This is a genomic window from Cytobacillus sp. BC1816, from assembly GCF_051353635.1.
Lineage (GTDB): Bacteria > Bacillota > Bacilli > Bacillales > Cytobacillaceae > Cytobacillus > Cytobacillus oceanisediminis_C.
Window position 1 is genome coordinate 1,567,172 of sequence record NZ_CP195611.1, and the last position, 18,573, is coordinate 1,585,744.

Consider the following 18,573-nt stretch of genomic DNA (forward strand, 5'->3'; position numbering starts at 1 on the left):
TCATGCCTTATATTGATCAGGCTTTTTATAATGATATGTACAACGGTACTCCCATGGATGCTGAAACCTTTAACAAGTTAGAATCCAGGGCTTCAGATCTTATTGACATGGTGACTAGTTACAAGCTGTTAGTTGTCGATTTATCCAAGGAACCTACTTTGGTACAAACCAATGTTAAAAAGGCTGTTGCAGCCCAAATTGAATATATGTATTCGGAAGGTGGGAAATTGTCAGTTCATGGCGGTTCCCCTTCTTCAGTTAGTATAGGCTGCTTTAGTTATACAGAAGGATCCAGTGTAAAGAAAGTCTCTGAAATGGCCCTAAGCTATTTAAGGCCAACGGGATTGCTGTATATGGGAGTTGGGGTTAGATGTTAAGAATCAGGCCTATTCCTCGGAATCTATTAATTCATGAAGCTACTTATGAACAGTTCGAAGAAAATGGGCGGTATGGTGAATCCTATTTGCCTGCCGTAACCCTGAAAAACATCAGGATCAACTTTGAAAAAAGTTTTAGCAGGGCAGGGGATACAGAAAGCAAAAGTGTTAAAGCTCTAATGTTCTTTGACCAAAAGAATTCAAGTTCATCAGGCATATTCGAATTCAAGGAAAAATCAAAGGTGACATTCCAGGGCGTAACGATGCAAGTCCAGCGTATCAACCCTATTTATGCCGAAACCCTTCATCATTATGAAGTGGAGCTGATATAGATGATCAGCTTCAATGTTCATTTGGAAATGGATAATATTCAAAGCCAGGTTGAAGAAGCGGTAGATGCCGGGCAGAAACAGTTGGATCAGGAAGTTTTGAAGGGTTCAAACTATTTCATTCCCAAAGAAACAGGGGAACTTGTACGTTCAGGGGTTCGGGCTTCACAAATCGGAAAAGGGAAGATTGTTTGGGATACGCCATATGCCAGAAAGCTTTATTACAACCCACAATATAACTTTTCCAAAGATGCAAACCCAAATGCACAGGGCCTTTGGTTTGAAGCTGCAAAAGCCAGGTTCCTTAGTGATTGGGTACGCATGACACAACAGGCCATAAATCGGCACTTGTAAGAAAGGGGTGGATTTCCCTTATGCCTTCAGATTTCATTGACGATTTGGCAAATCATATAGAACTAAAAATCCCCTTGTTCGACTCCTTGACTGTTGATGTTCTGCCAGTAGATCTGAATGCAATTACAATCAGGCGAACGCCTTCATCACCTATTGGGCGATATTTGGACAGTTCAAGGGAATGGGTAATTGCCTTTCAAATATTGGTGAAGCACCAGAACCAGGTGCAAGCCATTGATACTATAAACGAATTAACCGTCTATCTTGATGAATTAGGCCCAAATACAATTATTCCTACTGATGGTTCCTATCAATTTATCAAGTCAGAGATTTACACAATGCCCTTGCTTGTCGAAAAAGACAGCCGGGGCAGTTTTATCTATTCAGCGCTATTTAACGCCACTATAACGAAGAATTAAAGGAGGGTATTTTGATGGCAGGATTCACTTTGAATTCAGCACATACCTTTGAGATTGAAACAACTCAGACAACTGATGAAATGACTCAAGTTTGGGCCCGTGTAGCAGCAGGAATCAACACGTTTGATCCACAATGGAATGAAGAAATTGACCAAACTCCATATTTAGATGGTGATGGATTCGGCTCATCCGATGTGACGGCTGCACAGCTGGTCATTGCTTTTGAGGGTCATAGGAAATATGGGGATGAAGCACAGGATTTCATTGCCGGACTGCAAACAGAACTGGGTGAGGGACGAAAAACCTTATTCCGTTGGACAGACCCAGAAGGGGATTCATACGAAGGTCCATGTACTGTAGCAAATATTGTAGGTGCTTCAGGTGCGGCCAATGAGAAAAGCACCTTTAGTTTTGAAATTCATTTCAATGGAAAGCCAACCTATACCCCAGCTGCACCATAAATATAAAAAATATTAGAAGAAGGGGGAAATGATATGGCAATTAAAATTAATGTTCAAAAAGCATATGAAGAAGTCGAGATTGCAGACAAAGTTTATGTGATGGATCTCAATGATGAGAAATTGAGGGAGTATGACAAGGTCTTTAGAAAGTTCCGTAAAGAATCCCTGAAAATGAGCGAAAGGGATTATTCAAAAATGACAGATAAAGAACAAAAAGCAGCGGAAAAAGAGAATTACGAAATTATGTTTAGCGTTGTGGAACTTCTTTTGGGTGAAGGATCCTTTGAAAAGGTCTATGCAGATACCGGGAAATCATTGCTTGTTATGGCTGATATAATCATGCAGCTGATGGAAGTAGTCGGAAAGAGAATGCAGGCCTTTAAAAAGAGAGAAAAAGCCTATTACACAGGAAAATAAAGCTTATGAAGCTTACGGAAAGATTTATAGATGAAATAGAATTTCAAGGCCAAATAATCAAGCTTAATCTTGCCTTTGATAATGTTCTACGGGTTTATGAGCTCCTATCTGATGAAACGTTTGATGAAATAGAAAAGCTTGAAATTCTATTTGAAATGCTTGTGAAAAATGCCTATGAATTGGAACTCTCTATTTTGGAGATAAGCCAATTTATAGGCTTTCTTTTTGACGAAATTCTATTTCCTAAGAAACCTGAAAACGGTGGTAAAAGCTATTTTGATTTTGAACAAGATGCTGCCTTTATTTATGCTTCGTTCCTTCAAGATTACAAGATTGATCTTTTTGAAATGCAAGGCAAACTGCATTGGCAGAAGTTCTTGGCATTATTAGATAGCTTATCTGATGATACGAAATTTAAAGAGGTTTTGGCAATTAGAGCGCAGAAAATTCCTGCACCTACTAAATACAACCAGGAAGAACGGAACAGGATTATTGAATTGAAGCGGATCTATATGCTCAAAAATGAAACACCTTCCCTTGAAGAAGCTGATGCAACTTTAACAGCGATAGGTAAAGCGTTAAAGAAATCCTACAAAAAAGGTAGGTGAAAATATGGCTTCGATTGATGGGCGCATTGTCATCAATACAGAAATAAACACAAATAACGTGGAATCAGGGCTTCAGCAGATTGAAAACCGGGTACAAGATGTAGCTGACAGAATGGGATCCATTGGGGAAACCATGTCCAAGGCCGTAACGGTTCCTCTTACTGCAATGGGAGCTGCTGGGATTGCTGCTGCAACTTCCGTTAGTGATGCACAAGCGAAAATAAGAAATAGTTTGGGACTTACCAAAGGAGAGGCTGAAAGACTAACCCAAACAGCCAAAAACATTTATACAGCGGGGTTCGGTGAAAGCCTTGAAGATGTTTCAAACGCCTTGATTCAAACCCGGCAAAATATCAAGGGATTAGATCAAGAAGAACTTGAAACCGTAACAAAATCGGCCATGAACTTGGCTCAAACCTTTGATGCAGATGTAAATGAGGTTACAAGGGCCGGAGGAAACCTGATAAAAGGGTTTGGGATTTCTGCTGAAGAAGCATTTGATCTCATGGCACATGGGGCGCAGAACGGCTTGAACTTCTCTAATGAAATGTTTGATAATCTCAGCGAATATGCGCCTTTGTTTGCTGAAATGGGCTTTTCTGCATCTGAATACTTTCAGCTGTTAGAACAAGGCAGTAAAGCAGGAGTGTATAACCTCGATTACATTAATGATGCAATGAAGGAATTTCAAATCAAAATCAAAGACGGATCCAAATCAACTTCTGATGCTATGGGCCAAATGTCCAAAAGTACACAGAAGGTATGGAAGAATTTCTTAGCAGGTAAGGGTACGGTTAAAGATGTTCACAATGCAGTCATAGCGGAATTAAAAGGAATGGATGATCAGGTTAAAGCTAATGAAATAGGGGTTGGCTTGTACGGAACTAAGTGGGAAGATCTTGAAGCTGATGCCATGTATGCCCTTGGCAATATTAATGGGGGGGTAAAAGGTGTTAAAGGTTCCATGGATGAAATGAACCGGGTAACAGAAGAATCCTTTGGAACCAAGTGGAAGAAATTCACAAGGGAAGCTTTGATTGCCCTAGAGCCTTTAGGGAAAGTTCTTTTAGACTTTGCCATGGCAGTTCTCCCGTATGTCTCCCAAGCAATCCAATTTGTTTCTGATGCCTTTGCAAAAATGGATCCTGTTATGCAGGCAATAACTGTTGGAATCGGACTAATAGCAGCTGCAATAGGCCCGTTTTTAACCGTATTAGGGGCAATGATTGGTCCACTAACAACAGCCTGGCAATGGTTATCTAAAGTAAAGGCGATATTCCCGTTAATCAGAACAGCAATGCTTGCACTCACAGGCCCGGTAGGTATTATTTCGGGAATCGTTGTAGCTTTAGCACTCTTAATCTATGAAAATTGGGATTCTATAAGCAAATGGACGACTGAAAAATGGGGCCAGGTAAAAAACTTCCTTTCTAATATGTGGAGTTTAACCAAGATTTTATTTGAGCAATCTCTAAAGTTCATATCTGATTTCATAGATAAAACTTGGAAAGCTGCCAAAACAGTAACAGAAAATACGTGGAAAGGAATAAAAACATTTTTCTCCAATACTTGGCTGGCCATGAAAAACACTGCAAATAATGTAGCTGATAATATAAGGAGCTATGTTTCTGGAAAATGGCAAGCGTTAAAGGACAAAACAAATGAAATATACAATTCCTTAAAAACCAAAATACAAAATACTTGGAATGAAGCAAAGGGAATTGTCCAAAACACAGCTGAAGCCATACGCAGAACTGCTGTTGAAAAATTTGTTGCTTTAAGACAAGGGGTTCAAGAAAAGCTTTATGAAGTCAAACAGAAGATCATGGACATATGGAATCAGGCCCAAGATTGGCTTGAAGGTGTTGATCTTGAATGGATAGGGCGAAACATCATAAGCGGTCTTATTCGAGGATTGTGGGGCATGTTTGGAAGCCTGATGGACACTGCAAGAAGCATTGCGAAAAGCATTGCAAATAAGATCCAGAGCGCATTAGATATTCATAGTCCTTCAAGGGTAGCCATTGAATTAGGCTCATTCTTTACGGAAGGTTTAGAGGATGGGCTTTTAGCTAGGGCAAAACAACTGATGAAAGCAGCAACTCAAGTAGGAGAAACTGTTGCAATCGGAACAAGGAAACCTTTGCAAGATGCCAGGTTAGACATTTCCAAGCAGAAAGTTCATTCTGCACAAACTGCTTCAAGTGCTGCAGCAGGAGTGGTCAATAAAACCATTCAGCTTATTATGCCTAATGTTCGGACTGAAAATGATGCAAGGGGCATTTCTCAAAAACTGGCAAGCTTAGAAAACAGGTCTTTGCGTGTAGGGGGTGTTAATCCATGAGTTGGGGATTTTCCTTCAACGGATTTCATTCAACATCAAAAGGAATAAGGATTACAAATATACAAGGTCGTGACACACTCCCGGAGATCGAAAGCCGAACGGCTCAAGCGCCTTCTGAAAATGGGGTTCATTACTTTGGTTATCGGTTTATGGAGCGCAGAATAACGGTAGAAATAAACCTTTTCGGTGCTTCTCTATTTGATTACAGAAATAAGATAAGGGATTTAGCTGTATGGCTGAATCCCAACAATGGACCACAAGAACTGATTTTTGATGATGAAACTGATAAGAAATATTATGCGGTTGTAACCGAAAATACAGATTTTGAAGGGATCTTTGCAAAGCGAATGGCAGAAATTGAATTCCTTTGCCCGGATCCTTTTGCTTATTCCATAACAGAAAGTTCATCAACGATTTCAAACGACTTTGCAACAATAAATAATACAGGAACGGCAGAATCATTTCCTATTATCACTGTCGATTTTTCGGCTACAGCTACTGAATTAAAGATTGAAAAGAATTATAATGAATTTCTACGGATTGTGCGTAATTTTGTGGCTGGCGATGAAGTTGTGATTGATTGTCAAGTTGGCACAATTACTTATAACGGCACAACAAACTTAATTACTGCACTTGATATTAATTCAGATTTTTTCTCTTTGAATCCAGGAGATACAACTTTAACTGTTACGCCTGCCGGGGTTAGTACAGTAAGCCTTGTTTATGTAAGAAGGTGGCTATAAATGAACAAACTTTTTATACTGGAAGGTCAATCAGAAGGGCTTCTTGCTGTTTTGCAAAACGACAACAGCGGGAAATGCCCTTTTTTTGATGCCGTTCACACAGAACAATTAAATAAAGATCATACATTTGAGTTTTCAGTTCCCGCAGATCATGAAGCGGCTGCACATGTTAAAGAAAACAATCTTGTAGCATTCAAAGACGAAGATGGAGATTTTCAGTTATTCCAGATTTACAAAATCGAGGAAGAACATAATGGAACTGAAATAGTCACAAGGGCTAATGCGGAACATGCTTACTTTGAAATGAATGACGACATAATAGAAGACTTGCGAACTGTTAATGGTACAGCAGACAGTGCCCTGGATGATGCCCTTTCAAATAGCCGGTTCAAAAAAGGAACCGTTGCGGATCTTGGCCTAAGAACAACAAATTTTTACTATGAATCTGCCATTTCTTCAATTCAGAAGATAATCAGTACATGGGGCGGGGAACTAAAGAAACGCATAAACTTTGACGGTTCAGCCATTACAGGGCGTTTTGTGGATCTCCTTGCAAGGCGGGGAGCTGATACTGGGAAGCGGTTTGAATTCACAAAAGATCTGGTTTCCATTAAAAGAACTGTGGATACTTCTAACCTTAAAACGGCACTTTATGGGCGGGGAAAAGGTGAGGAAACAGAAGCAGGAGGATATACAAGGCGCATTGACTTTGCGGATGTAGTTTGGAATGGTTCAGGCCTTGATCCTGTTGATAAGCCTTTAGGCCAAAAGTGGGTTGGGGATCCGGTAGCCCTTGAACGATTTGGGCGCATTGATCCAGACACAGGGAAGAAAATACACAGGTTCGGAATCTTTGAAGATGGAGAAGAAACGGATTCAGAAGCTTTATTGGATAAAACATGGGATGCCCTTCAAGGCACAAATACACCAAGGATCACTTATGAAATGAACGTTCTGGACTTGGAGCAGGTTGCCGGGCTTTCCCATGAAAAAGTTAGACTAGGCGATACTGTTTTTGTCGTTGATAAAGAATTCACTCCTGAATTAAGGGTTGAATCCAGAGTTATAGAAATCAAACAGGATTTAGTAAATCCTGAAAACACTGAAATAATCCTTGGGAACTTCCTTCCCTTGTTTACTGATCTTGCTTCAAGGCTGAAAAACATTGAAAGTAAGGTCGATGGAAGAACCGGGGTTTGGGATAATCCCGGAGAAATTGGCCCTATTGATGATACTGATTTTGCGGATATACTCCCTGCAAAACCAAATATAACGGCTTCAGGAGCCTTTTCAAAAGTCATTATTGAATGGGATGCCGATTTAAGTAGCTATGTAAAAGAGTATGAAGTTTACGTTTCAACAGTTCCTAACTTCACACCTGACATATCAAATCTTGTGGCCAGGGCAACGACAAGCGTATTTGTTTATGAAGGTGAGCCAAATCAGCAATATTACATCAGGGTTAGAGGGATGAACAGGGCGGGAACTGCCGGGCCGTTTTCTGATCAAAAAACAGCCACAACAGCAAGAATTGTTGCAGGAGATATAACTCCCCAAGTGATAACAAATGATCTCATTGCGTTAAATGCCAATATTGACGGGGCGAAAATGGCTGATGCTTCAATAGGCAGGGCCAAGATCGGCAGCGTGAATGCTGACGTTATCGACACAGGCATTTTAAACGCAGCAAGAATTGATGTTAGGGCGCAGCTAGGGGCCAACATTTCAACTGTTGAGGAAGGGCTTTATGGTAATATGAGACCTGTTACCCTTAACGGGGAAAAGTGGTTCCAATGGAGCGTTTTAAATGATTGGGTTTATCTCATGGAAGATACGGATGAAACCCAATATAACAGGCCTGTTCCTGAGGATGGGGATGAAATTGCCTTTGATTTCTTGCTATATGCACAAAACTCAGGCACAGCGCCTTCCTTGACTATGGGAATAAGGGTTTACTTTGAAGATGGAACTTCATATATAGACACCTTCTTCCTGCATAGCATTGTGGCTGTTCCTGCCAATACTGTTACAAGGGTGCGGTTCTCAAGGGTTATTCCTCAAAATGCTTATTCAGGAAAAAAACCTACTTATTGGGAGTGCTATTTTTACAGCAATACATCAGCGACAAAACTTTATGTAAGGGATACAGATGTAAGGATCAGGATCCGGGGCAATCTCATTGTGCAAGGTGATATTGAAGCAAAAAACCTTAAAGCTTGGGAAGGTTTGAACATCAATGACCAATTTATTGTTGATGCAAACGGAAATGTGTCATTTTCAGGAACCCTTGAAGCCGGGATTTCAATTAATTCCCCAACAATCAATTCAGGGAATATAAACCTTATCGGAACAACTGCCCAAATATATTGCGCAGATGTTTCAGGGGATCCAAGCCAAAGGGCTGTTATAAATGACGGTCTTTTTATGCAATCCCGTTACCCTGTGCCGGGAGATTATAACCAACGAATAGAAACCTCTATATATAACGGTTTTATCAGTTCTGAAGTATCTCTGCCACTTGTGAGCACATTAAGATCGGGAAATGATTTAAGCAAACTTCCTTATGAATACAAATACAACGCAGCAAGAACAAGTATGACAAACGGGGTTATTCAATCAGGCTTTACTGATTTTGACGGGCACGAATACGACATGATGCCGTTGCTTGATGGGTCAACACCTGTTTTCACAACGGCATACCCGCAATACATCTATGCTGATCGTGTCGGAATCGGTACACATGACACTCAGGATCCAGAAGCCGGGCTTTTGCTTGATATTCGTGGACATGATGATTTGTCAATTAAAGAAGCTATGATTTCAGCTCAAGACGGAATGCACTTCAGACTTATTGGAAGCAACAAAAAATATATTTATCTCCATAACAAAACCGTTATAGATTCCGGTTCTGATGCGCTTCAATTGGTGGGGGGATCTCAGAATCATGTATACATCGAGTTTTTCAAAGGAACTCATGTATCGAGAAGTGGTTGGTTTGGATTCGGAAGCTTAAATAACAACAATTTGACCATTTCCAACGAAATCGGCAGGGTTTTTATCAGTACTTCTGACGGTGGGAGCGCTGAGTTTATGGGCCTTGGCAGTCATGATGGAATGAGAATGGCAAGCGGGGCTGTTTTAAAATGGCTTTCATCTTCAAGCACCATTCAGGTAAGGAATAACTCTGATAGCGCATATGGAACTATGCAGGCCATTATTTCTGATGCTTCTGATAGGCGGTTAAAAAGAAACATTAATCCTTATGAAGAATCAGCATTGGAAAAAGTACTTGTTACTCCTATTTATACTTACAACATGATAGGTCATGAGGATTCTAAACTTTTCATGGGTATGATTGCCGATGAAGCCCCAGAAGATATTGTTATAAAAGGGGAAACACCTGATATACCTGACGGAATCAATCTATATCAAATGTCTTCTATGCTTTGGAAAGCTGTTCAGGAAATCAACGAAAAATTGTTAGGTGCTTTTGCTGAGATTGAAGAATTAAGACTGAAACTTGAAAGGAAGGATATTCAATGAGCGAACAGAAACAAACAATTTCTATAGACCCCTATTTTCAAAGTGAACTTGGAAAACTAAAATACGAAAATATCATCTTGAAGGCACAACATGATAATTTGGTTTCTCAAAATAAAGAATTGCAGCAGAAAATCCAGGAACTTGAAAATAAACTAATTGAATTAAAGGTTTCAGATGGTATAAAAGAACCTAAGATTTAAGGGTTCTTTTTATTACCTTCAAAGGAGGTATTGTAAGTGACATATGAGGCGGAAACAATGGATTTATGGAAGACATCTGTAAAGAAAGACATTGAAGAAATGAAAGGTGATATTCGCCGGCTACAGGATAAAACACTCTTACAAGACCAAATAATCCAGAACATCCAAGGTGACCTAAAGGAAATTAAAGAAGATACTAAATGGCTAAAAAGAACAATTACAAATGCCATTATTATGTCCGTTTTCACTGCTATAATCGGCGGCGGTATTGCAGTTATCTTTACAGTGTTTAAAGGGTAGAGAAATAAATTACTTTGTAGAAGAACTATTAAAGCAAAATGGAGATAGTTGCCGTTACTTGATACAGAAGGTTTTCATTTACTACCTTATAGAGTGCTCAATGTGGAAAAGAATATAAATTTTAGCCACTTAAGTCCATGAAGCTGGACAAGCACAAGATATCCTTATAAGGAGGGTGGTTATCTTGAAGGAGCCGGTTAATGAAAATTTATACGACAAAGAAATTGCAGAAATAAAAGGGGATCTTAGAAATATTGAGAATCGGGTGAACAATCTTGAAAAAATTACAACTCGACAGGATCAACAAATTATTTCAATAAATGAAAAGCTAAATAAAATTGACGAAAATACAACATGGATAAAATAAAAAGAACAATTACAGCAGCCATTATCACAGCAATCAGTACTGGAATCATTGGGGGAGCAATTGCTATTTTTTATAATGTTTTAAGAGGGGGACAATGACATGATCAACTGGAAGATTCGCTTTAAAAATCCTGTATTTCTAGCACAGTTATTTCTAGCTTTTTTTGCACCAATATTAGGATACTATGGCTTAACCGCACAGGACCTCACTACGTGGGGTTCTGTTTTTAATTTGCTAGTAGGAGCTTTTTCTAATCCATATGTTTTATTGCTGATAGTGGTCAGTGTGTGGAATGCCTTGAATGATCCTACAACGAAAGGAATCGAGGATAGTCAACAAGCTAAACGCTATCAATGGCCAAAATAAGCTGCCAGTTTGGGTGGCTATTCTTATTTCTTGAGGGGGTGATTGGTATGTGAGAAGGAGGGCAGTAGTACAAGCAGTTAATAGATTTGTGAATAAAAATATTATTAGAGGTGATTAAATATGGTCAAACTTTTTATTGATCCAGGTCACGGCGGCACAGATCCAGGTGCGGTAGGAAATGGTCTTCAGGAAAAGAATTTAACACTTCAAATCGCCACACGTATAAAAGATATTTTAACCCTTGAATATGATAATGTTTCCATCCGCATGAGCCGAACTGGTGACCAAACAGTATCTTTATCTGAGCGTACAAATGCTGCTAATGCATGGGGAGCTGATTTCTTTTTGTCAGTCCATATTAACGCTGGTGGAGGAACAGGATATGAAGATTATGTTTATCCAGGAGTCGGGGCACCAACAACAACATACCAAAATAATATCCATGCTGAAGTAATTAAGCTGGCTGACTTTAATGATCGTGGAAAAAAGCAGGCAAACTTCCATGTTCTAAGGGAAACGAACATGCCTGCCCTATTAACTGAAAATGGGTTTATCGATAATGCTAATGATGCAGCTAAGTTAAAATCAGCCACTTTTATCGAAAATCTTGCCCGCGGTCATGTCAATGGAATTGTAAGAAGCTTTAATCTTCCTAAGAAGAACTCAGCAGTTTATCACACTGTTGTGTCTGGTGATACTGTTTATTCACTGAGCAGAACTTACGGAAGCACTATGAAACAAATTAAAGATTGGAACAACCTTGATGATAATTACACCATTTATGTAGGACAAGTACTTCGAGTGAAGTAATGTATAAAGCCCTTCTCAATCGAGAGGGGCTTCTTAATCAAATGGAAATTTTGATAAAAGGAATTCATAATACATTGAAGCTTTTAGATTGGGAACAATATTATACAAGTTCATTCAAAGGAAGTGAGTCTTTTGAGATTTTCTAAAACAACAGGCAACATTACATATTTAGGATATTCTGCGATAATTTTAACAACAATATATACCATCATTATTACAGTTTTAGGTCTTAAAACCATGCAGATGGTAAAGTGCATTTATGAAACTCAAAAAAGGAATAAATAGGATAAGTATTTGATACATGAGGTGATTTTGTGGAAGAGAATAAATTAAAACTCACATCTTCCGAGATAGGTACACTATGGGGAGAATATGTGAATGGTACATTGGTAGACGTGGTAAATCGATATATGGTCACTATTATTGACGATGAAACAATAAAAAACATTTTTGAGGATGCTATTAATACATTTGAAAAACAGAAGAATCAAGTCGTAACCTTTTTGGAGAAAGAGGGGTTCCCAATACCAATAGGATTTACTGAATCTGACCTCTATGAAGGCAAACAAAGATTGTTCACTGATATTTTTTGCTTGAATTATTTACATATCATGACGTTACATGGATTGCTAGGACACAGCACTGCATTAGGTGTTTCCGTTAGAAAAGACTTAAGGGACTTTTATGATTCTTGTGATACCGATGCAAAAATAATGTATCATCGAACAATTGAGTTATTGCTTGAGAAAGGAAACTTCCAAAGAGATCCTTTGTTTTATCCTGCTAAAAACCCTGAATATGTAACAAGCCAAGATTTTACTGATGGATATTTCGGAAAGGGCAGAAAATTAGCCTCTACAGAAATCATTAGCATTTCATTAAATCTTAAAAAAAGCATTATGGCTAAAACCCTTTCTATCGCTTTCAGTCAAGTTGCTCAATCGAAAGATGTTAGGAAGTTTTTAACCGATTCAGAGAAAACAGCTGATGCCCAAATAAAAACATTTTCAAAGATCATGCAAGGAGATAATTTACCCGTTCCGAAATCTTGGGAAACAGAAGTGACAACTTCAACGGATTCTCCTTTCTCCGATAAGCTAATGCTGTATCACATAGGATTCCTATATCAAGCTTCTCAAAACTACCATGGGGCAGGACTAGCTTCGGCTATGCGAACAGACCTTGTAACTACTTATGAAGCCACAATTCTCAAAAATCTCATGGTTACAAAGAAATGGTTTGATCTTATGGTTAAGAATAAATGGTTAGAACAGCCGCCACTTGCTCCAAATAGAAGTGAATTAGCAAAAGAAGTATAAATATAAAGGCCCTTCTCAATCGAGAGGGGCGTTAATTTCAGTGCCTTATAACATGATTAAATTGGCTAAACCACTTTTGGTTCCTCTTGACAACAGCCTCAAATTTCCCTCTATCTTCAATCTCACCCGGCGGCAGATAATTACAATCTGCATGTATGATCCCTTTAAAGGTACCATCCATTACTACATCTACACCCACCATAAATTCTTCCATACAAACATGGCAATGCGGATTAATGTTATTTTTGGTTTTCAATTTTATCCCTCCCTTCAGCTAAACAATTCAGCTAATAGGAGAAAAGTCCTTGTGTCTAATTTGTGAAAAATTTCAAATAATATCAATGTTTTAACCCAAGTTTCAATGTTGCGTATAAATTCTTCCCAGAAACAAAAACTAAAAGAAATGATTAAAGGGTAGGTCACAAATGAAAAGCAAAAATGACTTCCTAGATTATCAGGAAATAAGAACCGTGCTTAATGACTCGCCAGATTTGATGTGTAGAAAAATGGAATTGGGAAGGCAAACTATTCAAATCGTTTTTATGAAGAATTTAATTAATCAGGAAGTCCTAAATGAATATGTTATTAAATACATGCAAACAATTCCAGAAAAACACTTAAATTACACTTATTTGGTTAATAACATACCAATTGAGGAAATAAAAACTGAAATCGAAAAGAATGAGTTCATCTCATCTCTTTTAAAAGGATTTTCTTATATTTATTTCTTAAATGAGAAAAAAGGTTTTATGGTAAATTGCAATAATACTCTTGAAAGATCAATTGAGAAGGCAGAAACAGAATCATTAGTATATGGACCTAAGATATCCTTTACAGAGTCATTATCATCAAATATCAAGATTATCAGGCAAAACCTTAATGATTATAATTTGTGTACTGATAGCTTAACAATTGGGGAACGTGTTAAGAAGGAAGTAAGAATCGTATATATAAAAGATATAGCAAATGATGAAACACTAAATAACCTTAAAGAAAGATTAGAAAAAATAAAACCAGATAATATTAATGACAGTTCAGTTTTAGCGCAATGCCTAGAAGACGATCACTATACATTTTTTCCGCAGCTTCTATTAACAGAATTACCCGATCGATTTATTTACTCGATTTTGAACGGAAGAATTGGTGTATTTATGGATGGCAGTCCAGTAGCTATTATTGGGCCAGCTAACTTTTTTTCGTTCTTTGAATCAACAGAAGATATCTATTTAAGATGGTCGCTAAGTACATTTATACGATTTACTCGAATTTTTGCTATGATAGTATCTTTATTTTTAACTGCATTCTATGTAGCTACAATGACCTATCATTTTGAACTGATACCTTCTAAATTGTTGATTATAATAGGACAATCGCGCTCACAAGTTCCTTTTCCACCTTTATTAGAAGCTCTTTTACTTGAATTATTAATTGAATTACTTAGAGAAGCTGGTGCACGACTCCCTTCTAAAGTAGGTCAAACAATGGGGATTGTTGGAGGAATTGTTGTAGGCCAAGCTACAGTTGAGGCAGGTTTAACAAGTAATATTTTAATTATTATAGTTGCCTTCAGTGCACTAGGGGCTTTTCTGGCTCCTATTTATGAAATGGGTACTGCGATTCGAATAGCAAGATTTCCATGTATTATTTTGGCTGGTTTATGGGGTTTGAATGGGATTATGATTAGTGTTTGTATACTAATGGTTCATTTGTTAAAGCTTACGTCTTTAAATAAGCCCTATCTTGCGCCATTATATCCGTTCAGAAAGGAGGATTTAAAATACTTTCTATTTCGGCTCCCCCACCATTTTTATACCAAACGCCCTGTAGTCAATCGCACAAAAGATACAATTCGAATAAGGGAGAGGTAATAAAAAGTTCAAATTCACATGAAATTTGAGGTGGAAAATGAAGTCAAATGCCATTGTCAATGCCTTTATGGCCTTTTTTATTATACACACATCTCAATTTGGTATGGGTATCCTTGGAGCTCCAAGGATCGTGTATTTAGAATCTAAGAAAGATGCCTGGATTTCGGTTTTACTGTCTGGTATAGCTATTAGCTTTATAACTTGGATAATGATATCCATACTTAAACAGAATGAAAATCGTACGCTATTTGAAATACATGAAAATTTATTTGGACGTATTTTTGGCAGCCTCATTAATGTCGTAATTGTCGTTTACTTTATGGCAGTTCATTATTCAATCACCATAAGTTATGTTGAACTATCACTTACGTGGGGTTATGAAGGTCTCTATGAATGGGTCGGTGTTCTATCATTAGTTTTGATAACAATTTATGGTGTGTCTGGCGGATTCAGAGTTGTTGCTGGTATTTGTTTTTTATCTTTTATTATTGTCATATGGATGTTATTCGTATTGTATCAACCTCTTCAAAGTTTAAATCTCGATAGAATATTACCCATTTTATCGACTAGTCCGACTGAAATTATGAATGGAGTCTACAAAAGTAGCTATACAATGTTGGGCTTCGAGGCGTTACTTTTTCTTTTTCCATTTTTCAAGGAGAAAAATAAAGTTCACTTATATAGTCAACTGGCAATATGGTTTACAACATTTCTTGTTTTAATCATTACCATTTTCTCTATATTGTTTTTTAGCTCAAAAGAATTAGAGGTAAATATCTGGCCATTTGTCAGCATTATCAGTACTATGCGTTTTCCGTTTATTGAGCGCTTTGAATTTTTAGTAGTTTCAATATGGATAATCGTAATTTTTCCTAACTTGTGTATATCGTTATTTTTATCTTCCAATGGTGTTAAACAGATTTTTCGCATAAAGCAGAAATATGGAATATGGATAATTTCAATTATCATTTTTATCTGCAGTTTTTTTATCACCAAAAGAGTTGATAATGATTATTTTATAGATAAAGTTGCTCAAATTGGATTTTATTTATGGTTTGTATACCCTGTAGTTTTATATGGCATCATTACCATTAAATCAAAAATCGTTGGTCGTTCATAAGGGGAGTTGAAATAATGAAATTAAGATTCTTTATTTTTGTTTGTACCCTTATCTGTACTTCATGTGTCCCTCCAAGCAAAATAATCGAGATGCAGGGTATTTCAACTATTCTTGGTTTTGACTTACTGGATGATGAGACTTACAAAGGCACAATAAGTCTTTTGCAATTTGACGGTTCACAGGGAAAGACAAGTACTACCATTTCTGCTGAGGGTTCTACCAGTAAAGAAATTCGACAAAGGCTGGAGCAGCAAACAAGTCATGACATTTCCTCTGGACAATTAAGAACCATCTTATTTGATAAAAAAATGGCTGAGGAAGGGATATTTTCATTTCTTGATACGATGCTAAGAGACACCAGCATAAATCCCCTCATATTCTTAGCGATCACAGACAAATCGGAGGAAACGATAAATAGTAAAGAATATGAAGAGTTTCCTGAAATGGGTTCCTATATGTATCAGTTACTGGACAAACATGAGAAAAAAGAAATGTTAATAAACTCTAACTTGCATGACTTTGTTTCCGCATTATATGAGAGTGGCATTGATCCTACGCTGCCTATTATAAAAAATATTAAAGGTGAAGCACCTTTTATAGAAGCAGTAGCATTATTCAGGGATGATAAAATGGTTGGTTCTATTTCTTTAATCAAAACCTTCTACATAAAATTATTCACTAACAAAAATGCTTTCTTAGGGGATTTAACCTTAACGATACCTTCTGATAAATTAGAGAAAACTGGAGTACTTATCTCTGAGAATGCAGAAAATGAAAAGTATAAAATTACCTTACACCCTATCAATTATCACGGGAAAATTGAGGTAGTCAATAATGAAATAGTAAACTTAAACGCGTCTATTTCAGTTTCAATATTAGAAACTCAGCCATCCGCTTCCATAATTGATAAAGAATCAACAAGAAAATTAGAGCGCTTGATTGGTGAAGAACTTAAAAATGAATTCGAGAAAATTCTTGAGGAATTAAAAATCTTAGAAACAGATCCCATAGGAATTGGAAGAAAAATAAAAAGTTTAAGGAAATATTCTCATTTAAGCAATGGAGAATTAAGTGAGAAGTATTCTGCACTAAAGATAAAGCCAAATATAACTGTAGAAATTAAGCGGCCTGGAGCAGTTAATTAGGAAAAAATTTCGTTCCGACCCCAAACCGACCCCAAACTTGGAATTCAAAGGTTTATGACTACTCAAATTGAATAAAATAAAAAAAGCAAAACCCTTCATATAAAAGGGTTTTGCGCTTTTCTTTTGTAGCGTCCCAGGCGAGATTCGAACTCACGACCTACAGCTTAGGAGGCTGTCGCTCTATCCAGCTGAGCTACTGAGACAAAATAATATAACACAGTTACTTATTATAATCCCATAATCAAAAATGGTCAATGGTTATGCCTAAATTAAAAACCGGCCAGTAATACCTGACCGGTTTCTATCCTAGCTTGTAAGTTTTTTACGGTAAAATCTGGCATATGCCTTTGATTTATCTTTTAGCTTCTTTAGCTGTGATGTTTTCAGTTCTATAATAGGCTGGGCAAATGAAGTAATCAGTTTGCTTGAGAGAAGCAAAGTCAGCAGCAGCGATATTCCGGCAAGCAGCAGGAAGTTTTCCGGTTTGCTGAAAAAGCCCTGTACATCACTTTCCCTGAATACTCGTACAAAGAATCCGTGAAGCAGATAGACATAAAGTGTATTTTTCCCTAAATCAGTAAAGAAATATTGTTTGCGGGGAACAAAAGCAAAGAAGCTAAAGACCATAATTAAACTTAGGACATAAAAGCCCAATCTCGTTAAGACCGCCCCAATCGAAGCTGCCCCCATTTCAGTATATGGCTTTGAGCCAAGCAGCCACTTATAATCCACTTCCGGATAGAGATAAAAACCTATAAAAACTACAGCAAAAATAGCTAATGCACTAATTCTGAACTTTGGCTGGAATAGCGCATAAAAATGCTCCTTCTTTAAATAATACCCCAATAGGAATAAAGGAAAGAACACAAATGTTCTGGATAAACTTAAATAATTTGAGATCCAATCGGCATATCCGACAGCAAGCCCGATAATAAAAGCAGCTGCCAGGGAATATACAGCTTTATACTTTGCAAAGAATAGAAGCATGATATTCCAGCAAAACATGCTGATCAGGAACCATAAAGACCAATGCGGGTTAAAAGGATCCAACTCAAAGGTACCTTTATTATATAAAAAATAAAAGAAGATCGAATAAATAACCTGAAAAATAATATATGGCAGTATGAGCTTTTTTGCAATTTTCTTTATATAGCCTTTTTTATAAAAGCCTTTTGCAAAAAAGCCGGATACCAGTATAAATGCAGGCATATGGAACGTGTAGATTACCTTATATAAAGTATAGATTGTTTCATTATCTTCAATAAAAGAGCGGAGTAAATGTCCGAAAACGACAAAGAAGATTAAGATAAACTTCGTGTTGTCGAAGTAATAGTCACGTTGTTTCATAAGTCCTCCTCTATTAAAGACCCCCATAAATTCTCTTTCTTTCTTTACCCACTTTAACATGAAGGAAACTTCTTTTCTCGTGTAAATAGAAGGTTTAATTTACAGAAAAAGTAAAGGTTTCGAACTCTGAAATTGC

The 18,573-nt window shown here is 37.3% G+C and carries 20 protein-coding genes, 1 tRNA gene and 1 pseudogene; 19 read left to right on the forward strand and 3 right to left on the reverse strand.

The genetic code is table 11. From position 1 onward, the window contains the following. Positions 1 to 2: 2 nt before the first annotated feature. From ACR42H_RS08290 to ACR42H_RS08365, 16 genes and pseudogenes are all read left to right on the forward strand, one after another. Positions 3 to 377, forward strand: a complete 375-nt coding sequence (locus tag ACR42H_RS08290) for a hypothetical protein (RefSeq protein WP_436375504.1) — start codon at positions 3 to 5, stop codon at positions 375 to 377. Then, the gene (locus tag ACR42H_RS08295) at positions 371 to 709 is read left to right on the forward strand and encodes a putative minor capsid protein (RefSeq protein WP_206835733.1); all 339 of its coding nucleotides are present in this window, start codon (positions 371 to 373) and stop codon (positions 707 to 709) included. Before ACR42H_RS08290 ends, ACR42H_RS08295 begins: the two co-directional genes overlap by 7 nt. After that, on the forward strand, positions 710 to 1,060 hold the full coding sequence (locus ACR42H_RS08300) for a minor capsid protein (protein WP_206835736.1): 351 nt from the start codon (positions 710 to 712) through the stop codon (positions 1,058 to 1,060). Between the two features lie 20 nt (positions 1,061 to 1,080). Continuing rightward, positions 1,081 to 1,479 carry a phage tail terminator protein gene (locus tag ACR42H_RS08305; protein ID WP_206835739.1) on the forward strand — a complete coding sequence of 133 codons (399 nt, stop codon included), beginning with the start codon at positions 1,081 to 1,083 and terminating at the stop codon, positions 1,477 to 1,479. Positions 1,480 to 1,493: 14 nt separating this feature from the next. Continuing rightward, positions 1,494 to 1,940 (forward strand): phage tail tube protein, encoded by a 447-nt coding sequence (locus ACR42H_RS08310; protein ID WP_206835741.1) that lies wholly within the window; start codon positions 1,494 to 1,496, stop codon positions 1,938 to 1,940. 33 nt (positions 1,941 to 1,973) lie between these two features. Then, entirely contained in the window at positions 1,974 to 2,357 is a 384-nt protein-coding gene (locus ACR42H_RS08315; RefSeq protein ID WP_206835745.1) for a hypothetical protein, read from the forward strand. 5 nt (positions 2,358 to 2,362) lie between these two features. Then, positions 2,363 to 2,965, forward strand: a complete 603-nt coding sequence (locus ACR42H_RS08320) for a Gp15 family bacteriophage protein (protein ID WP_206835747.1) — start codon at positions 2,363 to 2,365, stop codon at positions 2,963 to 2,965. Between the two features lie 4 nt (positions 2,966 to 2,969). Further along, positions 2,970 to 5,309, forward strand: coding sequence for a phage tail tape measure protein (locus ACR42H_RS08325; protein WP_436375511.1), 2,340 nt, complete (start codon positions 2,970 to 2,972; stop codon positions 5,307 to 5,309). After that, a complete protein-coding gene (locus ACR42H_RS08330; protein WP_206835753.1) occupies positions 5,306 to 6,052 on the forward strand; it encodes a distal tail protein Dit in 747 nt (248 codons plus the stop codon). Before ACR42H_RS08325 ends, ACR42H_RS08330 begins: the two co-directional genes overlap by 4 nt. Continuing rightward, on the forward strand, positions 6,053 to 9,595 hold the full coding sequence (locus ACR42H_RS08335) for a phage tail spike protein (RefSeq protein WP_206835756.1): 3,543 nt from the start codon (positions 6,053 to 6,055) through the stop codon (positions 9,593 to 9,595). Further along, a complete protein-coding gene (locus tag ACR42H_RS08340; RefSeq protein WP_071160361.1) occupies positions 9,592 to 9,795 on the forward strand; it encodes a hypothetical protein in 204 nt (67 codons plus the stop codon). Before ACR42H_RS08335 ends, ACR42H_RS08340 begins: the two co-directional genes overlap by 4 nt. 36 nt (positions 9,796 to 9,831) lie before the next feature. Then, complete coding sequence (locus ACR42H_RS08345; protein ID WP_071160359.1) at positions 9,832 to 10,095, forward strand: hemolysin XhlA family protein; 264 nt, start codon at positions 9,832 to 9,834, stop codon at positions 10,093 to 10,095. Between the two features lie 184 nt (positions 10,096 to 10,279). After that, positions 10,280 to 10,560, forward strand: a pseudogene (locus ACR42H_RS08350) (hemolysin XhlA family protein). Between the two features lies 1 nt (position 10,561). After that, positions 10,562 to 10,828, forward strand: a complete 267-nt coding sequence (locus ACR42H_RS08355) for a phage holin (RefSeq protein ID WP_071160356.1) — start codon at positions 10,562 to 10,564, stop codon at positions 10,826 to 10,828. Between the two features lie 120 nt (positions 10,829 to 10,948). Then, complete coding sequence (locus ACR42H_RS08360; RefSeq protein ID WP_071160354.1) at positions 10,949 to 11,638, forward strand: N-acetylmuramoyl-L-alanine amidase; 690 nt, start codon at positions 10,949 to 10,951, stop codon at positions 11,636 to 11,638. Between the two features lie 314 nt (positions 11,639 to 11,952). Next, a complete protein-coding gene (locus tag ACR42H_RS08365; RefSeq protein ID WP_436375516.1) occupies positions 11,953 to 12,957 on the forward strand; it encodes a DUF3231 family protein in 1,005 nt (334 codons plus the stop codon). Between the two features lie 37 nt (positions 12,958 to 12,994). On the opposite strand, the gene ACR42H_RS08370 is transcribed toward ACR42H_RS08365, so the two are convergent. Beyond that, positions 12,995 to 13,213 (reverse strand): hypothetical protein, encoded by a 219-nt coding sequence (locus tag ACR42H_RS08370; protein WP_206835766.1) that lies wholly within the window; start codon positions 13,211 to 13,213, stop codon positions 12,995 to 12,997. Positions 13,214 to 13,382: 169 nt separating this feature from the next. Between ACR42H_RS08370 and ACR42H_RS08375 the strand changes: the two genes are divergently transcribed. From ACR42H_RS08375 to ACR42H_RS08385, 3 genes are read left to right on the forward strand one after another with little or no spacing between them, the layout of a single operon-like run. After that, positions 13,383 to 14,825: a spore germination protein gene (locus ACR42H_RS08375; RefSeq protein WP_206835769.1), complete on the forward strand. Its 1,443-nt coding sequence runs from the start codon at positions 13,383 to 13,385 to the stop codon at positions 14,823 to 14,825. Between the two features lie 37 nt (positions 14,826 to 14,862). Then, positions 14,863 to 15,945: a GerAB/ArcD/ProY family transporter gene (locus tag ACR42H_RS08380; RefSeq protein ID WP_163142893.1), complete on the forward strand. Its 1,083-nt coding sequence runs from the start codon at positions 14,863 to 14,865 to the stop codon at positions 15,943 to 15,945. 14 nt (positions 15,946 to 15,959) lie between these two features. Further along, positions 15,960 to 17,090: a Ger(x)C family spore germination protein gene (locus tag ACR42H_RS08385; protein WP_071160344.1), complete on the forward strand. Its 1,131-nt coding sequence runs from the start codon at positions 15,960 to 15,962 to the stop codon at positions 17,088 to 17,090. Between the two features lie 129 nt (positions 17,091 to 17,219). Here the strand turns inward: ACR42H_RS08385 and ACR42H_RS08390 are convergent. Both ACR42H_RS08390 and ACR42H_RS08395 read right to left on the reverse strand, forming a co-directional pair. Further along, positions 17,220 to 17,293 (reverse strand) — tRNA-Arg (locus tag ACR42H_RS08390). Positions 17,294 to 17,396: 103 nt separating this feature from the next. Continuing rightward, entirely contained in the window at positions 17,397 to 18,437 is a 1,041-nt protein-coding gene (locus tag ACR42H_RS08395) for an acyltransferase family protein (RefSeq protein ID WP_436375520.1), read from the reverse strand. Positions 18,438 to 18,573 lie beyond the last annotated feature (136 nt).

What these genes read in the sequence shown, in the direction of transcription:
- ACR42H_RS08360 (WP_071160354.1), top strand. Translation starts at nt 10,949, where the DNA reads ATGGTCAAACTTTTTATTGATCCAGGTCACGGCGGCACAGATCCAGGT.
- ACR42H_RS08315 (WP_206835745.1), top strand. Translation starts at nt 1,974, where the DNA reads ATGGCAATTAAAATTAATGTTCAAAAAGCATATGAAGAAGTCGAGATT.
- ACR42H_RS08340 (WP_071160361.1), top strand. Translation starts at nt 9,592, where the DNA reads ATGAGCGAACAGAAACAAACAATTTCTATAGACCCCTATTTTCAAAGT.
- ACR42H_RS08330 (WP_206835753.1), top strand. Translation starts at nt 5,306, where the DNA reads ATGAGTTGGGGATTTTCCTTCAACGGATTTCATTCAACATCAAAAGGA.
- ACR42H_RS08320 (WP_206835747.1), top strand. Translation starts at nt 2,363, where the DNA reads ATGAAGCTTACGGAAAGATTTATAGATGAAATAGAATTTCAAGGCCAA.
- ACR42H_RS08335 (WP_206835756.1), top strand. Translation starts at nt 6,053, where the DNA reads ATGAACAAACTTTTTATACTGGAAGGTCAATCAGAAGGGCTTCTTGCT.
- ACR42H_RS08385 (WP_071160344.1), top strand. Translation starts at nt 15,960, where the DNA reads ATGAAATTAAGATTCTTTATTTTTGTTTGTACCCTTATCTGTACTTCA.
- ACR42H_RS08305 (WP_206835739.1), top strand. Translation starts at nt 1,081, where the DNA reads ATGCCTTCAGATTTCATTGACGATTTGGCAAATCATATAGAACTAAAA.
- ACR42H_RS08295 (WP_206835733.1), top strand. Translation starts at nt 371, where the DNA reads ATGTTAAGAATCAGGCCTATTCCTCGGAATCTATTAATTCATGAAGCT.
- ACR42H_RS08300 (WP_206835736.1), top strand. Translation starts at nt 710, where the DNA reads ATGATCAGCTTCAATGTTCATTTGGAAATGGATAATATTCAAAGCCAG.
- ACR42H_RS08290 (WP_436375504.1), top strand. Translation starts at nt 3, where the DNA reads ATGCCTTATATTGATCAGGCTTTTTATAATGATATGTACAACGGTACT.
- ACR42H_RS08375 (WP_206835769.1), top strand. Translation starts at nt 13,383, where the DNA reads ATGAAAAGCAAAAATGACTTCCTAGATTATCAGGAAATAAGAACCGTG.
- ACR42H_RS08355 (WP_071160356.1), top strand. Translation starts at nt 10,562, where the DNA reads ATGATCAACTGGAAGATTCGCTTTAAAAATCCTGTATTTCTAGCACAG.
- ACR42H_RS08395 (WP_436375520.1), bottom strand. Translation starts at nt 18,437, where the DNA reads ATGAAACAACGTGACTATTACTTCGACAACACGAAGTTTATCTTAATC.
- ACR42H_RS08380 (WP_163142893.1), top strand. Translation starts at nt 14,863, where the DNA reads ATGAAGTCAAATGCCATTGTCAATGCCTTTATGGCCTTTTTTATTATA.
- ACR42H_RS08325 (WP_436375511.1), top strand. Translation starts at nt 2,970, where the DNA reads ATGGCTTCGATTGATGGGCGCATTGTCATCAATACAGAAATAAACACA.
- ACR42H_RS08310 (WP_206835741.1), top strand. Translation starts at nt 1,494, where the DNA reads ATGGCAGGATTCACTTTGAATTCAGCACATACCTTTGAGATTGAAACA.